Origin of the sequence: Leeuwenhoekiella aestuarii, assembly GCF_004104055.1 — a bacterium.
Classification (GTDB): domain Bacteria; phylum Bacteroidota; class Bacteroidia; order Flavobacteriales; family Flavobacteriaceae; genus Leeuwenhoekiella; species Leeuwenhoekiella aestuarii.
Map to the genome: position 1 here is coordinate 198,867 of NZ_QOVJ01000003.1, position 19,578 is coordinate 218,444.

16 protein-coding genes are annotated in these 19,578 nt (G+C 39.0%); 4 read left to right on the forward strand and 12 right to left on the reverse strand.

Annotation, left to right across the window (positions count from 1 at the left end; genetic code table 11):
- Positions 1-387 precede the first annotated feature (387 nt).
- Positions 388-966, forward strand: a complete 579-nt coding sequence (locus tag DSM03_RS09845) for a hypothetical protein (RefSeq protein ID WP_128760348.1) — start codon at positions 388-390, stop codon at positions 964-966.
- Between the two features lie 76 nt (positions 967-1,042).
- Here the strand turns inward: DSM03_RS09845 and DSM03_RS09850 are convergent, their stop codons facing one another.
- The 6 genes from DSM03_RS09850 to DSM03_RS09875 form a co-directional block, all read right to left on the reverse strand.
- Positions 1,043-1,432: an acyl-CoA thioesterase gene (locus tag DSM03_RS09850; protein WP_128760349.1), complete on the reverse strand. Its 390-nt coding sequence runs from the start codon at positions 1,430-1,432 to the stop codon at positions 1,043-1,045.
- A 106-nt stretch (positions 1,433-1,538) separates the two neighbouring features.
- Positions 1,539-4,562, reverse strand: a complete 3,024-nt coding sequence (locus DSM03_RS09855; protein WP_128760350.1) for an AAA family ATPase — start codon at positions 4,560-4,562, stop codon at positions 1,539-1,541.
- Between the two features lie 3 nt (positions 4,563-4,565).
- Positions 4,566-5,783, reverse strand: a complete 1,218-nt coding sequence (locus DSM03_RS09860) for an exonuclease SbcCD subunit D C-terminal domain-containing protein (protein WP_128760351.1) — start codon at positions 5,781-5,783, stop codon at positions 4,566-4,568.
- 197 nt (positions 5,784-5,980) lie between these two features.
- Positions 5,981-6,799, reverse strand: a complete 819-nt coding sequence (locus DSM03_RS09865; protein ID WP_128760352.1) for an oxidoreductase — start codon at positions 6,797-6,799, stop codon at positions 5,981-5,983.
- A gap of 149 nt (positions 6,800-6,948) precedes the next feature.
- Positions 6,949-8,136 (reverse strand): BamA/TamA family outer membrane protein, encoded by a 1,188-nt coding sequence (locus DSM03_RS09870; protein WP_128760353.1) that lies wholly within the window; start codon positions 8,134-8,136, stop codon positions 6,949-6,951.
- 123 nt (positions 8,137-8,259) lie between these two features.
- The gene (locus tag DSM03_RS09875; protein ID WP_128760354.1) at positions 8,260-8,796 is read right to left on the reverse strand and encodes a hypothetical protein; all 537 of its coding nucleotides are present in this window, start codon (positions 8,794-8,796) and stop codon (positions 8,260-8,262) included.
- A 541-nt stretch (positions 8,797-9,337) separates the two neighbouring features.
- On the opposite strand from DSM03_RS09875, the gene DSM03_RS18975 reads away from it, so the two are divergent.
- Positions 9,338-9,514, forward strand: a complete 177-nt coding sequence (locus DSM03_RS18975) for a hypothetical protein (protein ID WP_161567066.1) — start codon at positions 9,338-9,340, stop codon at positions 9,512-9,514.
- 80 nt (positions 9,515-9,594) lie between these two features.
- Here the strand turns inward: DSM03_RS18975 and DSM03_RS09880 are convergent, their stop codons facing one another.
- Entirely contained in the window at positions 9,595-11,910 is a 2,316-nt protein-coding gene (locus DSM03_RS09880; RefSeq protein WP_128760355.1) for a TonB-dependent receptor, read from the reverse strand.
- A 1,186-nt stretch (positions 11,911-13,096) separates the two neighbouring features.
- Here DSM03_RS09880 and DSM03_RS09885 point away from each other — a divergent pair.
- Positions 13,097-14,560 carry an alpha/beta hydrolase family protein gene (locus DSM03_RS09885; RefSeq protein ID WP_128760356.1) on the forward strand — a complete coding sequence of 488 codons (1,464 nt, stop codon included), beginning with the start codon at positions 13,097-13,099 and terminating at the stop codon, positions 14,558-14,560.
- A gap of 208 nt (positions 14,561-14,768) precedes the next feature.
- A complete protein-coding gene (locus DSM03_RS09890) occupies positions 14,769-15,212 on the forward strand; it encodes a VOC family protein (RefSeq protein ID WP_128760357.1) in 444 nt (147 codons plus the stop codon).
- 175 nt (positions 15,213-15,387) lie between these two features.
- On the opposite strand, the gene DSM03_RS09895 is transcribed toward DSM03_RS09890, so the two are convergent.
- From DSM03_RS09895 to DSM03_RS09915, 5 genes are all read right to left on the reverse strand, one after another.
- A complete protein-coding gene (locus DSM03_RS09895) occupies positions 15,388-15,642 on the reverse strand; it encodes a hypothetical protein (protein WP_072979841.1) in 255 nt (84 codons plus the stop codon).
- 659 nt (positions 15,643-16,301) lie between these two features.
- Positions 16,302-16,916 (reverse strand): hypothetical protein, encoded by a 615-nt coding sequence (locus DSM03_RS09900; protein ID WP_128760358.1) that lies wholly within the window; start codon positions 16,914-16,916, stop codon positions 16,302-16,304.
- Between the two features lie 129 nt (positions 16,917-17,045).
- Positions 17,046-17,453 carry a GNAT family N-acetyltransferase gene (locus DSM03_RS09905; protein WP_128760359.1) on the reverse strand — a complete coding sequence of 136 codons (408 nt, stop codon included), beginning with the start codon at positions 17,451-17,453 and terminating at the stop codon, positions 17,046-17,048.
- A gap of 169 nt (positions 17,454-17,622) precedes the next feature.
- Positions 17,623-18,168: a hypothetical protein gene (locus DSM03_RS09910; protein WP_128760360.1), complete on the reverse strand. Its 546-nt coding sequence runs from the start codon at positions 18,166-18,168 to the stop codon at positions 17,623-17,625.
- 276 nt (positions 18,169-18,444) lie between these two features.
- The gene (locus DSM03_RS09915) at positions 18,445-19,575 is read right to left on the reverse strand and encodes a sensor histidine kinase (RefSeq protein WP_128760361.1); all 1,131 of its coding nucleotides are present in this window, start codon (positions 19,573-19,575) and stop codon (positions 18,445-18,447) included.
- Positions 19,576-19,578: the final 3 nt, after the last annotated feature.

Genomic DNA, 19,578 nt, shown 5'->3' on the forward strand with positions numbered 1-19,578 from the left:
ACGCCAAAGGGTTTAATATTCCGTCCCGATAGGTATCGGGATGCCTTGAAATTGATAATTTGTTTCTAACGAATCCTCGTGGACTTGCCCCGAGGTAGTTTACGTCACCGGTTTGAAGATTTCTGTGAATATAGAGCGCCAAAAACCGGGCATGGGCTGCTAAATTATTAAAATGCATCGGGACTGAATAAACAGCAATTGCCCTATTGTATGCACTTATTAGCTAAAACCTTTACAAAACCTATTATTGATGTGTAATTCATACTAAAAACCTTAACATTTTGAGAGTTTAAGGTTAAAATAGTATCAATTGAGAAGACATTAACGGATTTTGGTGCATTCAGTTGATAGCTTGGCTTTACTTAATAACCTTAAAAATAACTAAAGATGAAAAAATTAATACTTCCAATCGCAGTTGCAACTATTCTATTTACAAGCTGTGATGTCACAAAAAAAGATAGTGCTGAATTACCAGAAGTAGATGTAGATGTTGATGCTGAAGCTGGTGAATTACCCGAATATGATGTGGATTGGGCAGATGTAGATATTAGCACACGTACTGAAACTGTAGAAGTTCCTAAACTCGTTGTAGTGATGGAAGAAGAAGAGGTAGAAGTTCCAACTATCGATGTCAACATGCCTGACGAAGAAAACATCGAGCGCAGTCTCGTTGTAGAAGCAGAAATTGCAGATACCGAAAAATCATTAGACATTCAAGAAGTTCGTGCAAGTAATAAAATGTTATTTGTAATCGCAAAGCTTGAAGATATGGGAACTGATCTGCAAGACAAAAAAATGCGTATTCAGGATCAGGTTAACTTAAATGCTCCTGATATGAGTGTAAAATATATCATTATTGGAGAACGCCCTGACCGTGTATTTAATAATATGAATGCTTACTATAATGCCATGGAGGATTTACCTCAAAATGTAAAAGATGCTGATGTGATTTATAGCAGAAGCTAAAATTTACAGCCCTTTATCATTAATATTTAATAGAGGCCCGCAAGGGTCTCTTTTTTATTTTTAAGGAATTTTGAAATCAGTCGTCCAGTCTGTCTTTAACGTATTCGATTTCTGTTTTACCGTGCGGTTTGGCGTTACCGTTTTCATCCAGACCCACCATAACAATTTTATCTATGGTAATAATGGTTTGTCGGGTCATTTTATTACGGACTTCACATTTCAACGTCAGTGAAGCAGAGCCAAATTTCACCGGTTCAATACCTATTTCTACGATATCACCTTCTCGGGCACTGGCTTTAAAATCTATTTCGCTGATATACTTAGTCACCGTACGCGGATTCTCTAATTGAATGATTGCGTACAAAGCAGCTTCTTCGTCAATCCACTCTAAAAGCCGACCTCCAAAAAGGGAACGGTTGGGGTTTAAATCTTGTGGTTTGATCCATTTTCGGGTGTGGAAATTCATGATATGTGTCTTTAAAATTTCTATTGTAAAGTTAGGATTTATACCTCCTAAATTTGGCTAAACACAGCTCGTTTCCTCTATGGGATAATAGAAATTTTAGATAGCGTTAAACCACCTTTAAGGTGCTGTATCCCTGTCCGTTTTGGGTAAGCTGAATTTGAGTCGCGATGCGTTCTTTTAAACTGTCTACGTGACTGATGACGCCGATCATCTTAGCCGACTCGGCTTGCAGCACCTCAAGCGTATCTAAAGTCTGATCTAAGGTCTCAGGATCGAGTGTGCCAAAACCTTCGTCGATGAAGAGGCTGTTGATTTCAATATTTCGCGAAGCGAGATCAGATAAAGCCAGCGCCAGAGCCAGGCTCAGGATAAAGGTTTCTCCACCGCTCAGGGTTTTGATCGAACGGCGTTGTCCGCCCATATGCTCGTCAATTGCAACCAGACTGTCGTCTTCATCGCCTGTGGGTTGATCGATACGGTAGCGGTCGGTAAGCTGTTCCAACCGTTTGTTAGCAAGTTGTAATAATTGAGCAAGGGTTAAATCCTGTGCAAAATCATTAAACTTATTTCCGGTGGCATCGCCGATGAGCTCAAACAAAATTTGCCAGTGTTTAGACTGGTCAAGTTCGTTCTCGATCTGCTCTTGCAGCTCCTTGATTTTTTGAAGATTTTCTTTGTGGTTTAAAACCGCACGGGAAACTTCCTGAGCCCGTTTTTCTTTTTGGTCAAGCGTTTCAGCCTTGGTCTGGCGTTGTGCGAGCAATTCCTCAAGCGGTAACGGCCCCGCAGTTTCTTTCAAAGTTTTCAGTTCGTCAATCAGCTTCTGTTGCAGTGTTTTTAAACGAACGCCGTTGTTTTGCAATTGCTGTTGTTCATGCGTCCAATTTTGAGCGGTTGAAGCATCTAATCGTTCCTTCAGGGCATCTTCAATGCTTTCATATCCTTTTTGGCGGAGCTGTTCGAGTAGGGAAGTGGTAAGTGCCTGAATTTGTGTTTTTAAAGATACATTCGTTTTTTCCGCCTCTTTAAAAGTCCGACTTTGCTGCGTCAGGATTTGCTCGTTGCGATTCCAGGTGTTTTCTGCAGTACTGATTTCAGATTCGAAATTTGACCCGTTAAAGCGAGTTTTAATGGCCTCGGCTTTTTGGGTTCCCTGAGTCAACAACTCCAATAAAGCTTCCGTTTCGTTTTTTAAATTTTGAAGCAGCACTAACTCTTCCTGTACTCTTTTAGCCTGAGTCAGTTTCTGTTCCTGCTCTTCCAGGTCTTTTTCCAGTTCTGAAAAAGCCTGATCCTGTCGCTCTTGAAGCACGGCTGCAAATTGAGTGTTGAAATCGATTTCCGCGGTTTTGAGTTGGTCTGTGAAAACCTGTATTCTTTTTTCTAAGGCTTCAGCATCAACCTTTTTTTGATTGAACGAAGTCTGAATTTCAATCTGTTTTGAATTCAGACTTTTAAGTGCTACTTCCAGTTGTGTTACCTCGGTTTGGAGTCCGTTTTCTATTTCCGGCAAATGTTCTGCATACGGATGATGCAGGGCCCCGCAAAGTGGGCAGGGCTCTTCATCTTTTAAATCCCGACGGTAATCCTCCAGCTTTTTTTGCAATTGCTCGACCTCCAGGCTTTTTTTCTTGGCCAGTAGCTGCGCTTCTTTCAGTTCGATTTTTGCAGCGATTTCTTTGAGTTGATCGGGTAAACCGGATTTTTCTTTGTCAATCTTTTCAAGCTCGGTTTGCCGCTCCTGAATTTGGCTTTTAAGATTCTTTAAATCGGTTTCTGCCTTTTCTGCCAGTCGCAGTTGTTTCAGTTTTTGCTGTAAGTTTTCCTGAAGCTGGGTTATTGAATTATTTTGCAAATCAAAGTCGGTGGCAAGTTTGGAATACATCACTCGCTTACTTTCCTGCTCTTTGATGACTTCTCTCTGAAAGGTCTCCGGTTTGGCTAAGGTCTCCTCAAGTTGCAGAGGCTTAGCAAGACTTTCAATGTGATTTTTGGTTGTTTTATAGGTGGTCGCAATCTCAGCACGCGCATTAATCAGCTCCCGGACTGCTGCTTTGTAGCGTTCTGTTTTTTCTTGAAAATCAGCCGGACTAATCGCTAAATTAAACGTTTCTGCAAATTGCTTTTTGAGAACCTCGTGCTGCGCTTCGGCTTTATTTATTGCAGCTTTAGCTGTGGTGATTTCTTGTTGTTTTTCAACGCTCTTTTCCTGTAGACTTTGCCAGCGGTTGAGGTCATCAGCATACAACTGAATTTCCTGGTGCTTTTTGAGTTGCGCTCCTTTTTCGGTATCAAATTGTTTTTGCTGCAGCGCAAGTTGACTGAGTTCTTCAGTGGTTTTTTGAAGTTCGTGTTCTTCTTTTTGAAGCTTGTTTTTCAGTTCAATCTCTTTGACTAAGCGTTCTAATTCCTGCTGCAGTTGCTTCTTTTCGGCACTTAAGTTTTCGGCTTCCTGTTGCTTTTCGGTATACCTATTTTCATCAAGCAGTTGCTCTTTAAAGGTTTCAATTTTAGCCTTTTTGGCTTCAATTGCTGTTGCACGTTCTTTATGCTTCAAATACACTTCCTGCCCGATGCGCCGGTAGATTTCGGTACCCGTTATTTTTTCCAATAAAGCTCCACGCTCTTTTTTGGGTACCTGCAGAAATTTAGCAAATTCGCCCTGCGCCAATACCACAGACTTAATAAACTGATCGTAACTGAGTCCGATTAATTCTTCATTTTTAGTAGGAACGTCAGACTTTTTCAGGTCCAAAATGGTTTCGGTTTCCAGATTGGAGATTTCCATATGATAATCCCGCAGATTACCCGTGCGTGCGGTAGAAATTGACCAGGTACTGGCGAAAATTCCGGTTTTACACTGGTAGGTGATACGAGCGTAAGCTTCACTCTGATTGCGGGTAAGAATGGCTCCTTTTTTCAGGATTTCACCTGTACTCATTTTACCCAGACGCGGCACCTGATTAAACAGTGCCAGCGAAATCACATCAAGAATGGTCGTTTTCCCACTACCCGTAGGACCCGTGATGGCAAACAAGGTATTCTGCAAAAAAGGCTCTTGCGTAAAGTCGATATGATGCTCCCCGCGTAGCGAATTGATATTCTGAAAGTCTATTTTTAAAATTTTCATAGTCTATGCGGGATCTGCGGTATTGAGCTGTTCTACAATCTGCTGAAAAGCCTGTCCCACCTGTGCTTTGGTATCGGGATCGTAACTGTGCTGCTCCAGCATTTTAGCAAAAACTTCCTGGGGTTTTAAATCTTCCAGATGCTGATGGGTTTCAAAAAGCTGACCGGTTTGTTTCAATCGGTTTTTAAAAGTCGCACGGTGTTTTACAATTTCAAGACCCGGTGTGTTAAAGCCGGTCACCAGCTCATCCAGCCGAGCGATTAGATTGGCGTCAAAATGATCTTCGAGCAGTTCGACTTCTATCAAACTTGTCAATTCTCCGGTTGGGGCAAGCGCGTTTAATTTGGCTTTTAGGGTTTCCAGATCGCCACTCACTTTATATAAGGCCCTAAACGTGGGAATGGGTATGCTTTTAGGTTCAAATCCGTTTTTGGTATCCAGAATCAACACCCGTTTTTCGTCTTTACGTTCGCTAAATGAAAGCGGAAGCGGCGAACCGCTGTAAAACGTAGGAATCGTAGCGCTTACACGTTGGGGCTTATGAATGTGTCCCAGCGCCACATAACTGAAATAATCCCCAAACTGACTCGCCTGAAAAGCCGCCTGATTACCGATCTGAATATCGCGTTCGCTGTCTGAAGGTTCGATGCCTGCGGCATACACATGTCCCATAGCGACCACAGGCAGATCGGGATAATTTTGATTACACAGGTCTGCTGCCTGTGCAAACGTGGCTTCAATACCTTTGCGAATGGCTTCAATACGATTGTCATAGGTGACGCCTTCTTCCGCAGCACGCAGGTCGCTATCCCGTAAAAACGGAATCGCCGCGACCACAAGTTCGGTTTCACCAGTTTTATTGGGCACGGGGATGAGACAGTCGGTAAGATTTTGCGGCAGACCGCCAATGATGTGTACGTTAAGGGCTTCGAGGATTTCGCGGGGTGCGTCTAACATCGTGGGCGAATCGTGATTCCCTCCCGTAATGATTATTTTGCAATTGAGCGAACTCAGTTTTTTAAGCGCGAGGTAGTACTGCCGGCGGGCTTCGGCAGACGGATTGGCCAAATCAAATACATCCCCAGAAATCAATAATAATTCGATTTCTTTATCACGCATAAGCGGAATGAGCCAATTGATAAAGCGCTCAAAGTCTGCGTGTAAATAGTGTTTATGTAATTTTTTACCGATGTGCCAGTCGGCGGTATGCAGGATTTTCATGTGCCCGATTTTAGTCGCGTAGGAGGAAAGCCGAAGTTACAAAAATTGATAAGTAGAACGGAAAGGTTGTTCAAGGTTAAATGTGAAAAAGTTGAAAGCTATAATCGCTAATTGCTTCTACCCGAATATTAAGCGAATAGTATATTAGCTAAAGAAAACTTAGTGTCAGAAACTTTAGAATGACATTGTGTTAAACATCATTTATACTGAGACATAATAATCTTTTCATAAATCCCATCGCCTAGCCATTTGCGTAAGGCCATTGCAGGTTTTGCCATAAAACCTTTTGCATATCGGCGTTTTGGGTTTCCTACTGTTGCTGCCTTGGCAATGGTTTTTCCTAAAACTCCAACATCAGTTAAGCGATCACTGGTGTAAGCATTGTGCATACTGTTTGCAGCAGCATTGGCAAAGTCAGCATAAGCACCAGACCCTGAATTTTCTTTCAGGTTTTTAGCTGCAATGGTTCCCCAATCGGTTTTTATAGCACCCGGTTGGATGATCACCACATCTATATCAAAAGCTTTCAATTCGAGGCGTAAACAATCGCTCCAGCCTTCAAGTGCGTGTTTTGTAGCGTGGTACCAGGCGCCAAAAGGGGTATATATTTTACCTGCCATTGATGAAACATTTACAATACGCCCCTGCTTATTTTTTCGCATACCTGGGAGTACTAATTGTGTTATGCGCGCCAATCCGAAAATATTCACTTCAAACTGACGTTTTGCTTCTTCAATAGCAACATCTTCTATGGCTCCGTAAGATCCGTAACCGGCATTGTTGATCAGCACGTCAATACGTCCTTCTTTTTCAAGAACAGTATTTACACAAGTTTTTATAGATTCTTCATCGGTCAGGTCGAGAAACTGCGTATGCATTCCTACTTTTTCGAGATCTTGCATTTTTTCAATTCTGCGTGCTGCCCCATAAACGGTGTGGCCTTTTTCAAGTAAATTTTTGGCAGTAGACTTTCCTATACCTGAACTCGCCCCGGTGATTAAAATAACTTTTTGCATAGTAGCTTTACTTTTTCTTTTGAAGGTACTCAATAATGCAGCACTTTCGGTTTTAGGGTATACTTTAAATTAAATAACCTTAAATACTATATGTTTTTGTTTCAGATTGAGGTGAGATTTGACAGCTAATTTTACACGATAATCTGTATTTAAAAAGCTTCACCAATACTTAAATAGAAATTATTTCCGTCTGGAGTAAACGCATAATCAAAGCGTAAATAAATATCCTTTTTCTGAAAGAGTAAAAAACGGGCACCGGCACCGGCAGACCATTTTAGATTGCTCATTTTGATTTCATCAAACCCATCAAAAACTTCACCTATACCGGTAAATACTGTAGCTCCAATACGATTCGTAAACCCTAATTTGAGCGGTAAGAAACGATACTCGATTTGAGCAGCAAGCTGATTCTGATCTCTATATCTCCCTTTAAAATACCCCCGCATCATATTCTCTCCTCCCATAAAGGAGAGCTGGTTAAACGGGACATCACCTCCAAAATTAAACTCACCCAAAAGCTGTGCAGCAAGCACATCGTTTTTTCCTATTTTTTTGAAAAATCGATTATCAGTAGTGATGATTTGATATTTTACATCACTTTTCCAGAACGGATTGTAGTTGATATAGGCAAACTCACTGAAAAATGCATCGCGCTCATTCAATACATTATGCCGCTCGTCATAAACCAATCCTAATCCCATACCAAAACTGGTCGTGCCTTCGGCTCCGAATGGTAAATCAAAATCAACTAAAGATTCTTCTTCACCCGGACTTTTAAAGGTTATGTTACTCAGACTTCTAAAATCAGTTTCTAAACCGACATAAAAGTTTTTTGCTACGTTTCTCAAAACCCGCTCTTTGATCCGTATTTGGGTTGCATCAACTAAAGCGATATTCTCTTTAGGAACCGTATTGCCAATGCCATAATATTTAAGCGGAAATTGTTCAAAATCTAAATCACCCAGAAAGAACCACTTGTCCTGATCAGCATATACAGCGTGATTGATACGAAGACCGTATTGACCATTTAACGTAAAAAAAGCATACGCATTTATTTCACTAAGTCTGTTGTTTACATCTTCATTAGCATAGAAGACATACAGCGGAACGACTCCAAATTCAACACCTGTTTCCGGGCGGTACCCCATTACCGGATAAATTAAGAATTGTGCTTTTTCTTTTGAGACAGTGTCGTTAAAGATGTTGTTGATGTAACGGGAAATAAATCCTCTTTTTGGTTGTTCAGCTTTAGATTCTGTATCCTGTGCTTGCATCTTGAGACCCAAAAAGAGAACTAAGCTAAGCTTTAGAATTAGGAAACATAATTTTCTCAGCATAGTAAGTTTTCAGGTAAAAATAGCCTTTTACAAGCTGAAAAAAACCAACTCAATATCTAAGGATATCCTAATTTTTAAGCTGAATTACCCTATATCCTGATTGATTAAATACAGAATTGCAGTCTATTTAAAAAGTAACCACCCCAAGCGAAAGCCTAAAATTGGAGAGAAATACGCTTTATTATAATCAGTAAAACCAAGACCGCCTCCTAAATTGAGATCTAACTTAAACCCGCTCTTGTAATATCGTTGCAATCCCCAGATTGGCCCAATCACGCCAAAGTAATCTTCATAATACTCCAGATTACCAATTATAGGTTTGCCAGTTTGTAATGCACCACTTAAAGCCAAGTAATTAGCGCTGTTATTTGTAGTGTTTCTGTCTTTATTATTCCTTTTTTTAAAATTGTAATAATAGCGGTATTGTATGTTAAAAATAGGGTAAACACCATATCCTTCTCCAAAAAAGCCTTTGCGATACGCGAAGCCAGTACCTAATCTAAGATCTAATGTGGTTGTATTGGTTAGCCCAACTTCGTATTCTAAGCCCGGAGTCAAAATGTTTACTGAAAACAGCCTTTTTTCTACACCGGATTGTTGTTGAGCATTTAGTGTAAAAAGAGTACAAAAAGAAAAGCTAAGGAGTAAAATGTATTTCATTGGAGAATAATAACTATTTGATTGATAAGGTAAATATATAAAAGCATACCTTATTAGTCGTGATTATATTTTTATGAGTAACCCAAAGGGTTTAATACCCCGAGACTTGCCGCGAAATTGAAAATTTGTTTCTAATAAATGCCTAGTGGGCCTGTCTTTGTCAGCAGACACGCTTACCCCGAAGTAGTTTACTCTTTTACTGCTCTCTTAGTTCTTTTTTGTAGCGATAATGATACCGGTTGACCAATTCATTTTTGTGAGGTTAAAGTTTTTTCTGTTTTCTAAATATTCAACGAGTTGATCTACATTGTCCTGAAGCCCTTCAGGTCAATTGGGTTGTGCCTTCCTATCGTCAATAATATAGAAACCACCCATTTTCACAAGTTCTAAAATTTGATCTATTTCACTGTATTTTTCTGGCCAGGCATCTGCAAAAATCAGATCAAACTTTTCGCCGTTATAGTTTCTTATTCACGTTGATTCATCAGCACAAATCAATTCTACTCGTGCGTCTTGAGCAAAAAAATCTTCAGCTCTTTTGATGAGCTCCGGGTTGTTATCAATCGATGTTATTTTTGATTACAAACTCAAGGCCGGAAAACTTAAAAACCGCAATGCAATTCGCATATTAGCGTTGAATAGATATCCTGTTACACTTATTGAGGAAGCTAAAAAGTTAGCTGCTGAATTTGATGATTTTAAGAATATTTCAGACTAATGTCAAAATAGTTAGATCTTAAAAATGCGATCACCCGCAGGTGATCGCATCTAAAGTCTAGAATAAAGAGCAAATAAATTCTAAAACCTATAATTTAAACTGAGTCTGAAATTACGCCCCGGCTCACTTTGCCAGTATACATAAGAACCATAATCGGCACCACTGTATAGGTATTCATTCAACACATTGTTGATGTTAAGCGCCACACGGAATTTGCTATTTTCCCAAGACAATGCGCCATCCATTCTAAAGTAATCCGGGAGATCGGTTTCGCCGTCAGCGCCCCAAGCCCAGGTTGAACGCTCTACGAGGTATTGATAACCTAACGAAACTCCAAATCCTTCTAAAGCACGTTCTTGAAATTTATAGTTGAACCATCCGTTGGTGATGTGTTTGGAGAAGCCTACCACTTTGTTTCCGTCTCCGTCTTCTACATTGGTATTCGCATAGTTCAGCACCACCCCCAGACCGTTGAGGATTTCTCCTCTCAGGTCAAATTCGAAACCTTTTGAAGTCACATCGCTGTCGATTTGAATGGAATAGTTAGGATCTGGTCCCGGTACTAAGATTTTATCTTTTTGAATGTTGAAATACCCTGCGGTAGCATTCCACTTTCCATCGCCGAACTCATATTTAAACCCTCCTTCAATATCTTGAGCAGTAACCGGATCAAAAGCATTTCCATCGGCATTTGCTCCCTGAGTAGGTAAGAACGACTGGTCATACATGGCATATGCACTTAACTTATCGAATATTGAATACGAAGCAGCTATACGCGGGGTAACTACTTTGTCTGTAGAAGTAGAGCCGTAAGAATTGGTTTTCATTTCGGTATATCTACCCGCCAGGGTTAGTCTTAAATCATCATTAAAAAATCCGAGCTCATCCTGAACATAATACGCCAGGTACTCGCTGCTGATAAAGCCTGCGGTACGCTGTGTTAAAGGTACAGAGCGGTCAAAGACTGGTGCTACAGCGAGCGGCTGCGGATTGTAAATATTATATGGATTTTCTTCTGTATCAATATTGATCGCCTGTGACCAGTCTGCTATATATTCATTCTTACCAAAATCCAGTCCACCTAAAATTTTATGACTTACCGCACCGGTCTTAGCTTTACCATTTATGAAAACCTGTCCCAATTTTTTTTCTTCTTTAGCGTCCCAGATACTTAGGCTACGTATTAAATCACCATTTTCCTGAACGCCAAAAGTACCGTCAAGCCATAAACTGGAACCGCTGTGCTGGTAATTAAGATAAGCTAATTGGGCATTTACAGTCCAGTTGAGATCCAATTGATGTTCAAAATTTACCAGTCCGTAATGTTCTTGCATAATAGCCGGACCTAACTTAGGATCAGACAGGGTGAAATCACGGTCAAGACTGGCATACTCACTGGGAGCGAAAACGTAAGCCGAACCTATTAAACGCGTTTTATAATATTGATAGGTGTACTGAGCGGTAACCGAAGTTTTTTCATCGATTAAATATTTTACCGAAGGCGCAAGCGTGTAACGATTTTGTTCTTCAAATGCACGATGTGCCTCCTGAGTAGTTCCTGCACCTACAAAACGGTATTGTAGTTTGTTGTCTTCAGAAAGTTTACCTTCTACATCAAGGGTGGCGCGTAAGGTGTTGTAACTTCCGGTCATCAGGCCAACTTCTCCTTGAGAAACTCCGGTTGGTTTCTTAGTCACCACATTGTAAAGTCCACCGGGTTCTCCGCTGGACAACATAAAAGCAGACGGACCTTTTACCACTTCAATACGCTCTACCAGCGCCATATCTTCGGCGAGTGGCCCCCAAGTAGAAAGTACGTTTTGGCCATTTCTAAAGGGAGGAATTCTGAAACCACGCATATTGATACGGGCAAAATTCCCCCAGTGTTCAATCATCTGGGCGCCACTTACATTCCGTGTAATGTTTTCCATCATACTGATGGCTTGCTGATCTTCTATAACGTCAGCGCTAATAACCTGAATGTTTTGCGGTACTTTATTAAGGTCTTGTTTTAAACGCAGCGAAGGTGAAGGATTGCGTTCTACATATTGGGTCTTACCGTGACCGGAAATAAGTACGTCATCTAATGCGCTTACATCTTCCTGAAGTTCTACATTAAAAGTAAGATCTCCATTTACGTTAATGTTTGCTTTTCGCAAGGTTTTAAAGCCCATTTCAGAAATGATAAGTGTATAGGTTCCCGGCTTTACATTGCTCAGCTTGTAAAATCCAGAAGCATTTGTTGAGGTACCATAATTGGTATTTTCGAGATATACATTGGCGTTGTTCAGCGCATTAGCATTAGCATCCAGCACCTTACCAGAAAGCGTGTGAGACTGCTGTGCAAAGAGGGCTGTTTGCAGGAGAATCAGCAGCATGAGTATTGATTTGTTCATTGAATATTAATTAGATTGATTATAAATAACGATGCGAATGTACTGAATGTTTTTATTTAGAATAAATAAAAATAAATATATTTTATATAGGAGTTTATAACAGGCACGACCGTAGGAGGTTAATCCTAATTTTTTCGGATGCTACAGCTGTAACACTACCTTAAAAGTTTAAAATCTGACTTAATTTTAAACTTTTAAGCTTCAAATTATGGCTTCACTCCATCCACACACTTCTTTTAAGGGTCATTAAGAAGAGGTGTTTAGTTTTAAAAAATCGGTATTGGGTGAAGCATTAAAGGAGAGGTACTTTAAAGATTTACCCGAAGAATCCTGATTTACCACTTAGTGCAGAACATGCAAACCGCAAGATTCCTATCACATTGCTTATTAACAGAATTATATCTTAATAACACGCGTTATTCACCCTTGGCTAGGGCATTAAAATTCATTAAAACTGAAGTACAATCGCAATCAGTCAAAACCCAAAAAGAGACCGAAACTTTATTTAAAGCTTTTTTTAAAGGTGGAAGGGATACGTGTTTGTTGACCAAGTATTTTGGGGTTCGTATTTTGAGGTGTTCTGTGATACATATGGGATGGAGGGGATGGTATTTTTTGATCCCAAATTTCAGGATAACTTATAAAAGATAGGCTTTAGGGCGATTGTATCACACATTGATATTAGACGTTGTTACCCAAAACCTTGGTACGACCTCTGGTCATGTGGCGGTTATCTATTAATGATCTATGCGTTATCTATGCTCTATCTATGCCTTATCCATAGGGTATGTATGGGTAAACCACGGGTGAACTATGGGTGAACTGCGGGTGAACCTCGGGTGAACGTATTTTTTTAGGAAGTTTATAAAACCATAGTGACCACTGAACTCACCATACACTGATGCTTAAACGTGCGTAGTGGTTTGATTTTGAATTGTGTATGGCTAATATACTACAAGTTGTGTCTTATGTCAAGAGGAAAGTATTTATCATACCGTTTTATACATGTTTAGTACGTGATGCAATTGTGCGGCGACAAGAGGATATTTGAGTTGGCCAAAGCCTATATGTTTCATCAGGTTGATTTTCAGCGGTAGATAACGTATTCTGACAGGGATTCTACCTCGTAATCAACTGAGGGATCATTTAGTTTTATGAACACTTTTAATAAAATGTATACGGACTTATGAGACTTTTTGAAATCATTCTGTTAATCACACTTACCCTGTTGCCTTTTTTATGGAAAAGATTCGCACTGCGCTTTAGTGTAAAATTTATACTCATTGGCTTGGTCACTGTAGTCATGCTTCAACTTGTGTTAGAAGGCTATCGCTGGCAACTCCTTCCGGCTTATGTTTTGGCAGTGATCTTAGCTATTCGAATATATACAGCAGATGTTTCTAAAGTGTTTAAAATTTCTGTTTTAAGTGTTTTGCGCTTTGTACTGTTTCCGCTTTTACTAATTCCTGCCTGGATCTTACCGGCTGCGCTTCCGGTTTTTGATTTGCCCGAGCCTCGGGGTCCTTATGCCGTGGGTACAGATACGGTTTATGTGGATACTAACCGTGACGAACCCATTACAGCCAATCCTAACGACACCAGAAAACTGGTTTTAAAAATTTGGTATCCCGCAGATTCAATTGCTGCAGATGCCAAACGCGATACGTATGTAGATCCCGTAAGCCGGACTGGTTTTGCAACCAAATATGGTTTGCCTGCTTCGGCGCTAAATTATCTGGATTACGTAGATACCTATGTCTATCCTAAAGCAGCAGTTGCAAATGGGGCGTTTCCGGTGTTGTTATTTTCACATGGCTATGGTTCTAAAGCAACCGGTTATTATGCCTTGCTCAGCGAAGTAGCCAGCCAGGGGTATATCGTGATCAATATGAATCATACCTATGAGAGTCTGGGTTCTGCTTTTCCAGATGGCGAAGCAGGATATTTTAATTATGCTTACCAGCAGCAAATTGCAGCAGATCAGATGCAAACCATAACGCCTATTCAAGAGGTTTTTAAAAGGGGGCTTGATTTTGAGCAGCGGCATCCTATCGTACGTGATGCGATACAAGATTATTTTGAAAACGATATACAGAACCGCTGGGTCACAGATATGCAGGACATTTTAGATAGATTACCGGCTTGGAATGCAGACGGATTTTTTGAAGGAAGTATGCGGTTGGATCAACTTGGCGTATTTGGACATTCGGTAGGTGGGGGCGCGGCGGGGAAGCTTGCTCTTACAGATGAGCGCATTAGGGCTGGAGTTAATTTAGACGGAATACAATGGGGCACTAAGATCGATACGGTGTTTCAAAAACCTTTCCTGTATATATCAGCAGACTGGCCGGCTGAGCACGAAGACATCAACGCGCACATCTACAGCAAAAAGAGCACCGATTATTTTTATGAGGCCAAATTATTGAATTCGGGTCATCCCAATTTTATGGATATCCCGTTTATGGTCCCGGTTCCGGCATTGGCGGGCACCGGAAGCATCGATGCAGAAGAAGGAATCGAAATTGTTAGCGATTTGGTGACGCGGTTTTTTGACTTTCATCTTAAAAAGAAGCCCGAAGCTAATCTGCAAGACTTTGAAAAATCAGGCCTGCTGGAGTTTCAGGTTTTTAAGGGGGACAGCGTTCAGTAAGGTTTGCAGTTGCGTGATTCAATTACATCAGAATTCATCTGGTTAAGCGCCGTCAATTTTTTCGGGTAATTGAAAGAAAACAAATGCTTACTAATCGGAAGCGTTCTATTTATTGAGAAACTTCGATTAACCGTATCAAAATCTTCATTATTTTAGAGTAGCAGTATTGCTGATTTTGAGTTTAGTATCAATCAATTTCTTAAACATTATGGCTTCAATCAACCCATACATTCATTTTGACGGAAATGCCGAGGAGGCATTCCATTTTTACAAATCGGTTTTTGGAGGGGAGTTCGCAATGGTGATACGCTTTAAAGATATGCCGCCCAATCCTGATTTTCCGTTTAGCGCGGAAGATGGCGACCGCGTTATGCACATCGCGTTACCCATAGGTCAAGACGATATTTTAATGGCCAGTGATATTCACCCTGCCCTTGGACCTTTAAATCTGAAGGAAAACCGAAGTAAAATCTCAATCAGTGCAGCCAGCAGGGAAGAAGCAGACCACCTGTATAACGGACTGTCTGAAGGCGGAAAGGTTGAAGTGCCACTCGCCGATAGCTTCTGGGGTTCTTATTTTGGGATGTTTCGCGACAAATATGGGATCGAGTGGATGATTGACTACGACCCGAAGTATCAGGGGAAGGGTTGATTCTTAATTAAAATACGATTAATACCTGCGCGATTGTATCGCGCTTAGCTTATTCTATCTTTTTCGAGTTAATAACGGCGCAGCAAAAGGTGTGAAAAAATAAGCCTACACATTTCATGTAGGCTTAGCTTAAGTTCTGGTTGGCAGATAAAGAGTATCTGAGCGTTTCTTGCTACTAACTCTCTTCTTCACCTACTTCTTCGGCTTGAGTGGTTACAGATCCTGTACTGGCGTTTCCATATACCGGGGTTTCGTTTCTAAGGATATCGATAACCCGGGCGAAATTTTCTGCGGTCATATACGGAGTTTCCTCTCGTTTTCCCTGAAAGGTGGTAAAATAGAATTTACCCAAATCAATTTTAGGATCCCATAGGGCCTGATACCCTTTTAATTTTGTCCATCCTGAAGTTCCCTGTGCATAATGTGGCATAGCTTAAAAGTTTTAATGATTAATACTGTTAAGCAAACTTAATGCGGCTATAGGTTAGATAATCAGTGTAGTTAACCCTTTTTAAAAAGGTAATCTCTCTTATTTTTTATAGGAAATGCCCCTAACTCTATAGGGCTTATATTGCTCCAGATGAAAAGTTAGGATATGTCTTTATTCGTTTTATCACGCACTACAATTCCAAATATGCTTTGGGCCAGGTTGCGGAAACACGTGCTTGGAGTGTTTTTGTTTTTTGATTTGAAATCTTACTAAAAAATAAAGAGTATTAATAGAGCTAATACTAGTGTAAAAAATACAATACCTCCAATTAGTGCATTAGTTGTCTCATCTTCATCTGCAAATGAATGATCTGGATTTGGGCCGTACAGGTATTCTTTAAATGTCAATGGCTTACCATTTGACCATTTAAGTTTACCAAAAGCCCAGCGTAGGGCGGCGCCTATTACTTTAAAAAGGTGACCAAAAAAATCTCCAATAAGTTCAGTTATAGATACAAGCGTTTTTTATTGGTGTAATTTCTGTGCCGTTGCGCCTAGTATTGCACTTTGATATTTCTAACGGCCTATTGGGAGATACAATTCCCTGTGGTCATTGGGACAGGCAGCGCGGCAATAGCGGGTCTTTACCCTCAGAGATATTTATGTGGCACCTGAAGCATTTGCTTTACCCCAATGCCATCTTTTTGAATTATTCTTTTTATCAGTTATATAAATTTTTGCTTGTTCATAGACCCGATCAAATAATTCAATCTGATCTTGTAATTCTGCAACGATAAAAACATCCTCTAATTTATCGTTTTTCTCAACCAGAGGCGTATCAGTTTTATATACCGGAATAAAATTAAGGTATTTGGATTCGGTAGGAACTGCCTTTAAATCTTTATTGTGTGGAATGAATGTAGCAGAGGTTTTAGTTCTGATATTTTTCTTAATCGATTTTTGATTGGCAATTTTATCTCCAAGTGTTAATTCAATGAAATTTTTTAATTCAACAGTTTGTGTTTTTTCAGACAGACAATGCGTGAATTGAGCTACTTCAGTTTCAGAATTATAGGAGAAAAATTCGCTGCCAATATTTACTAAGAACAAATCACGATTGGTAAAACTATGATCTTTTGATTGCTCTATTACTTTTACAATTCTTTTTTGACACAAAAAGATAAGAGATTGAATAAAATATAGTTCCAAAGAGAGTTTTCCGGACGAGCGTAGCTGATTTAAATCAGTAAGATTAATTTCAGTTTGCTTTTTCATTTTTTGATCTTAGCCCTACAAGTTAGTAATTACGCGAAGATATTTCTAACTGCTTACCACGCAATACTATCACTTGGCAACGAGCGATAAGCAGACAGATCATTCAATTAGCTACAGCTTGTTTTGAGTTTAATGTTCGTTACCCTTGTAAATCCACATCGGGACTGTTTGTCCCGCTTTTTCAAAGCCTACTTTTTTATAAAAGTCAATGGCTTTCCCATCTGCGGTTAGCATTTGCATATGAAAATGGTTATAGATTTCTTGAAATTTTGCTACAATCATTTTACCGATTCCCTTGCCCTGGTATTCCGGGTGAACCAGTAAATACGGATAATAAACAACAAGATAACCGTCTGAAATGGCGTTGCCTAGTCCCACTAATTTATCACCGTCCCAGGCCGTTAAAAGTGTATGCGAATTTAATAGCGCATTTTTCAATGCTACTGGCTTATCAGCAGAACTCCACGTATTGGCTTTATACAATTCCAGTAGTTGTGTGGTATCAATTTGCTTTTCTTCTGAAAGTTTAATGTTCATTTCGTTCTTATTTATGAACCCTATATTATCGGTATACTAACTGCTTATCACGAGATAGAATTGCGCGTTAACAACTTTGTGTTCCTTGATGAGCTTTTTATGCTTTCTGCTCTAATTTTAATTACTTATCACAGCACAAAATCGTGTGGTAACTTAGGAAATCAAAGTGTCATTCTTTCCAAATTAATTTTCCATCAGAGTCTCGTTTGGGCCTGACTGCTACGAGGCAAACACAGCCTGTATTCCTTGAGCACATATCATAAGGAATCGTATTATTTAGTAAAGCCTGCTCTTTCGTAATTGGTTTATTTGAGATTCGTTCACTTTGTTTACAATCATTCACGCCAACTATCAAAAATTCAATTTCTAGATTTGAATCCTTCATTGATTCTAAGTCAAGATTTATTTGATTAAAGTTGTACGCTTTTTGAATCTCATTAGCTTTTTTATTTTCAAACTTTCTCCTAAATGAAATCATTTGAGAATAAATTCTTGCATTTCGCTTATAAAAATCTATTAGTTTAGTTGACTGTTTAGAATTTTCATCTAGTAGAGTATTGAATAAATACCATAAATAATTTTCAATACTTGCCGAGCCTTCTTTTTTCCAAAATTCATAATGACTGACAATGTTTTTCTCGGTCATACCAAATTCATTGAAGAAAGGCATATAGTTTTTGATTAGCCAATCCAGATTCTTTTTCTTTTTAGTCACGGTTTATTTATTTGAAGCCGATATTTTCCCATTTATAAAGCCACTATTATATCGCAGGACTTTAAGCATAATTTAAAACTACCCATTTTAACTATTTAATCTAAATGTTATCAGTGTTTTTAGATAAAAGTTTTCATTGGAAACCTTTCAATTTTTAACATAAAAAAAAGCAACCACCCATTGAGTGATCGCTTTTAAGTTTTTAGACAACTAATGCTCTTCAGTCGTTATTGACCAGATCGTTTTGATTGCATAAAAGAGAAGATTCAGTTTCTATTATGGGATATCCAAATTATCCATTTTATTTTGATAATACGAATTTAAATCCAACGTATGCTTTTCTAAATCTTTTGCGGCTAATGAAATCAAATTAACCAGTTCTATTCTTTCGTTGAGCGATATATCTTCAACTGTATTTAAAAGATCTGACAAACCAATTATTGTAGTGATGGGTTTTCTAATGATATGAGAAATATCAAAAAGTATTTTTTTTAAGGCCGCTTTGTATTCTTTCTCATAGGTGATATTTTTCACCATACCGTGTATTAGCCATTTATCATTTGGCTTCTTTTCGCTCGAAAAAATAATACGGTACCAGGCACTATCACCGTTTTTGAATTTCTTTAAATATTCAAATTTTAATTCTTTCTCAGACTGCATACTTGTAAGAAAAGCTTTGGTAAAAGAAAAACGATCTAGTTTACTTAATCTTTTTAAGATAAATAGAGGAGGCACTACTTTTAAATTGGGATCAATATCCGGATACAGATGTATAAATCCTGAACTTAAAAAATTAACAAAAAAGAGTTTTGCGTTCCCATCAAAAGCTATCTCAAATAAAGCATTTTCATAATAAGATTCGTGAGTCGTTTTCTTTAAAAAAAATGACTCTGTATTTTCTAGAATAGATAATTCTTTATAAGATTCCTTTACTGCGCTATTTTGGTTTAAAACAAGTCTATTGCTATTCAGCTCAGACATTGCCTTATGGGAAAGTATTTTTAAAGCTGTCAATTCATCTTTATTAAGTTCACCAGGCTCTCGATCCATTAATGAAAAAGTACCATAAATAACTCCCTTACAAGAAACAAGTGGAATACCAGCATAAAATCTAACAGCTGGTGTCCCGGTGACTAAACTACTTTTATTAAATCGCTCATCCTTTAATGCATTATAAACAAATACGGGTTGATTGTTAGAATTAAACAAGTAATTAGAAAAAGGATTTTCATTTAAAGAATGATTCAGCTCTAAGCCTTTTTGGGAGATTAACAACTCATTGCCTTGCTCAAATATTGAAATAAAACAGCGTGTTCTTTTAAAAATCTGACTAGCCAGAAAAACCAGATCATCTAACTTTTTTTGAGTAGATGTATCTATACTATCATAAGATATTCGGGTTTTCACAGT

Bases quoted from the DNA above. Each gene is read 5' to 3' on its own strand.
- DSM03_RS09860 (WP_128760351.1), bottom strand. From the start codon at position 5,783: ATGAAAATCCTGCATACCGCCGACTGGCACATCGGTAAAAAATTACAT.
- DSM03_RS09890 (WP_128760357.1), top strand. From the start codon at position 14,769: ATGGCTTCAATCAACCCATACATTCATTTTGACGGAAATGCCGAGGAG.
- DSM03_RS09870 (WP_128760353.1), bottom strand. From the start codon at position 8,136: ATGCTGAGAAAATTATGTTTCCTAATTCTAAAGCTTAGCTTAGTTCTC.
- DSM03_RS09895 (WP_072979841.1), bottom strand. From the start codon at position 15,642: ATGCCACATTATGCACAGGGAACTTCAGGATGGACAAAATTAAAAGGG.
- DSM03_RS09865 (WP_128760352.1), bottom strand. From the start codon at position 6,799: ATGCAAAAAGTTATTTTAATCACCGGGGCGAGTTCAGGTATAGGAAAG.
- DSM03_RS09885 (WP_128760356.1), top strand. From the start codon at position 13,097: ATGAGACTTTTTGAAATCATTCTGTTAATCACACTTACCCTGTTGCCT.
- DSM03_RS09900 (WP_128760358.1), bottom strand. From the start codon at position 16,916: ATGAAAAAGCAAACTGAAATTAATCTTACTGATTTAAATCAGCTACGC.
- DSM03_RS09905 (WP_128760359.1), bottom strand. From the start codon at position 17,453: ATGAACATTAAACTTTCAGAAGAAAAGCAAATTGATACCACACAACTA.
- DSM03_RS09855 (WP_128760350.1), bottom strand. From the start codon at position 4,562: ATGAAAATTTTAAAAATAGACTTTCAGAATATCAATTCGCTACGCGGG.
- DSM03_RS09880 (WP_128760355.1), bottom strand. From the start codon at position 11,910: ATGAACAAATCAATACTCATGCTGCTGATTCTCCTGCAAACAGCCCTC.
- DSM03_RS09875 (WP_128760354.1), bottom strand. From the start codon at position 8,796: ATGAAATACATTTTACTCCTTAGCTTTTCTTTTTGTACTCTTTTTACA.
- DSM03_RS09845 (WP_128760348.1), top strand. From the start codon at position 388: ATGAAAAAATTAATACTTCCAATCGCAGTTGCAACTATTCTATTTACA.
- DSM03_RS18975 (WP_161567066.1), top strand. From the start codon at position 9,338: ATGAGCTCCGGGTTGTTATCAATCGATGTTATTTTTGATTACAAACTC.
- DSM03_RS09850 (WP_128760349.1), bottom strand. From the start codon at position 1,432: ATGAATTTCCACACCCGAAAATGGATCAAACCACAAGATTTAAACCCC.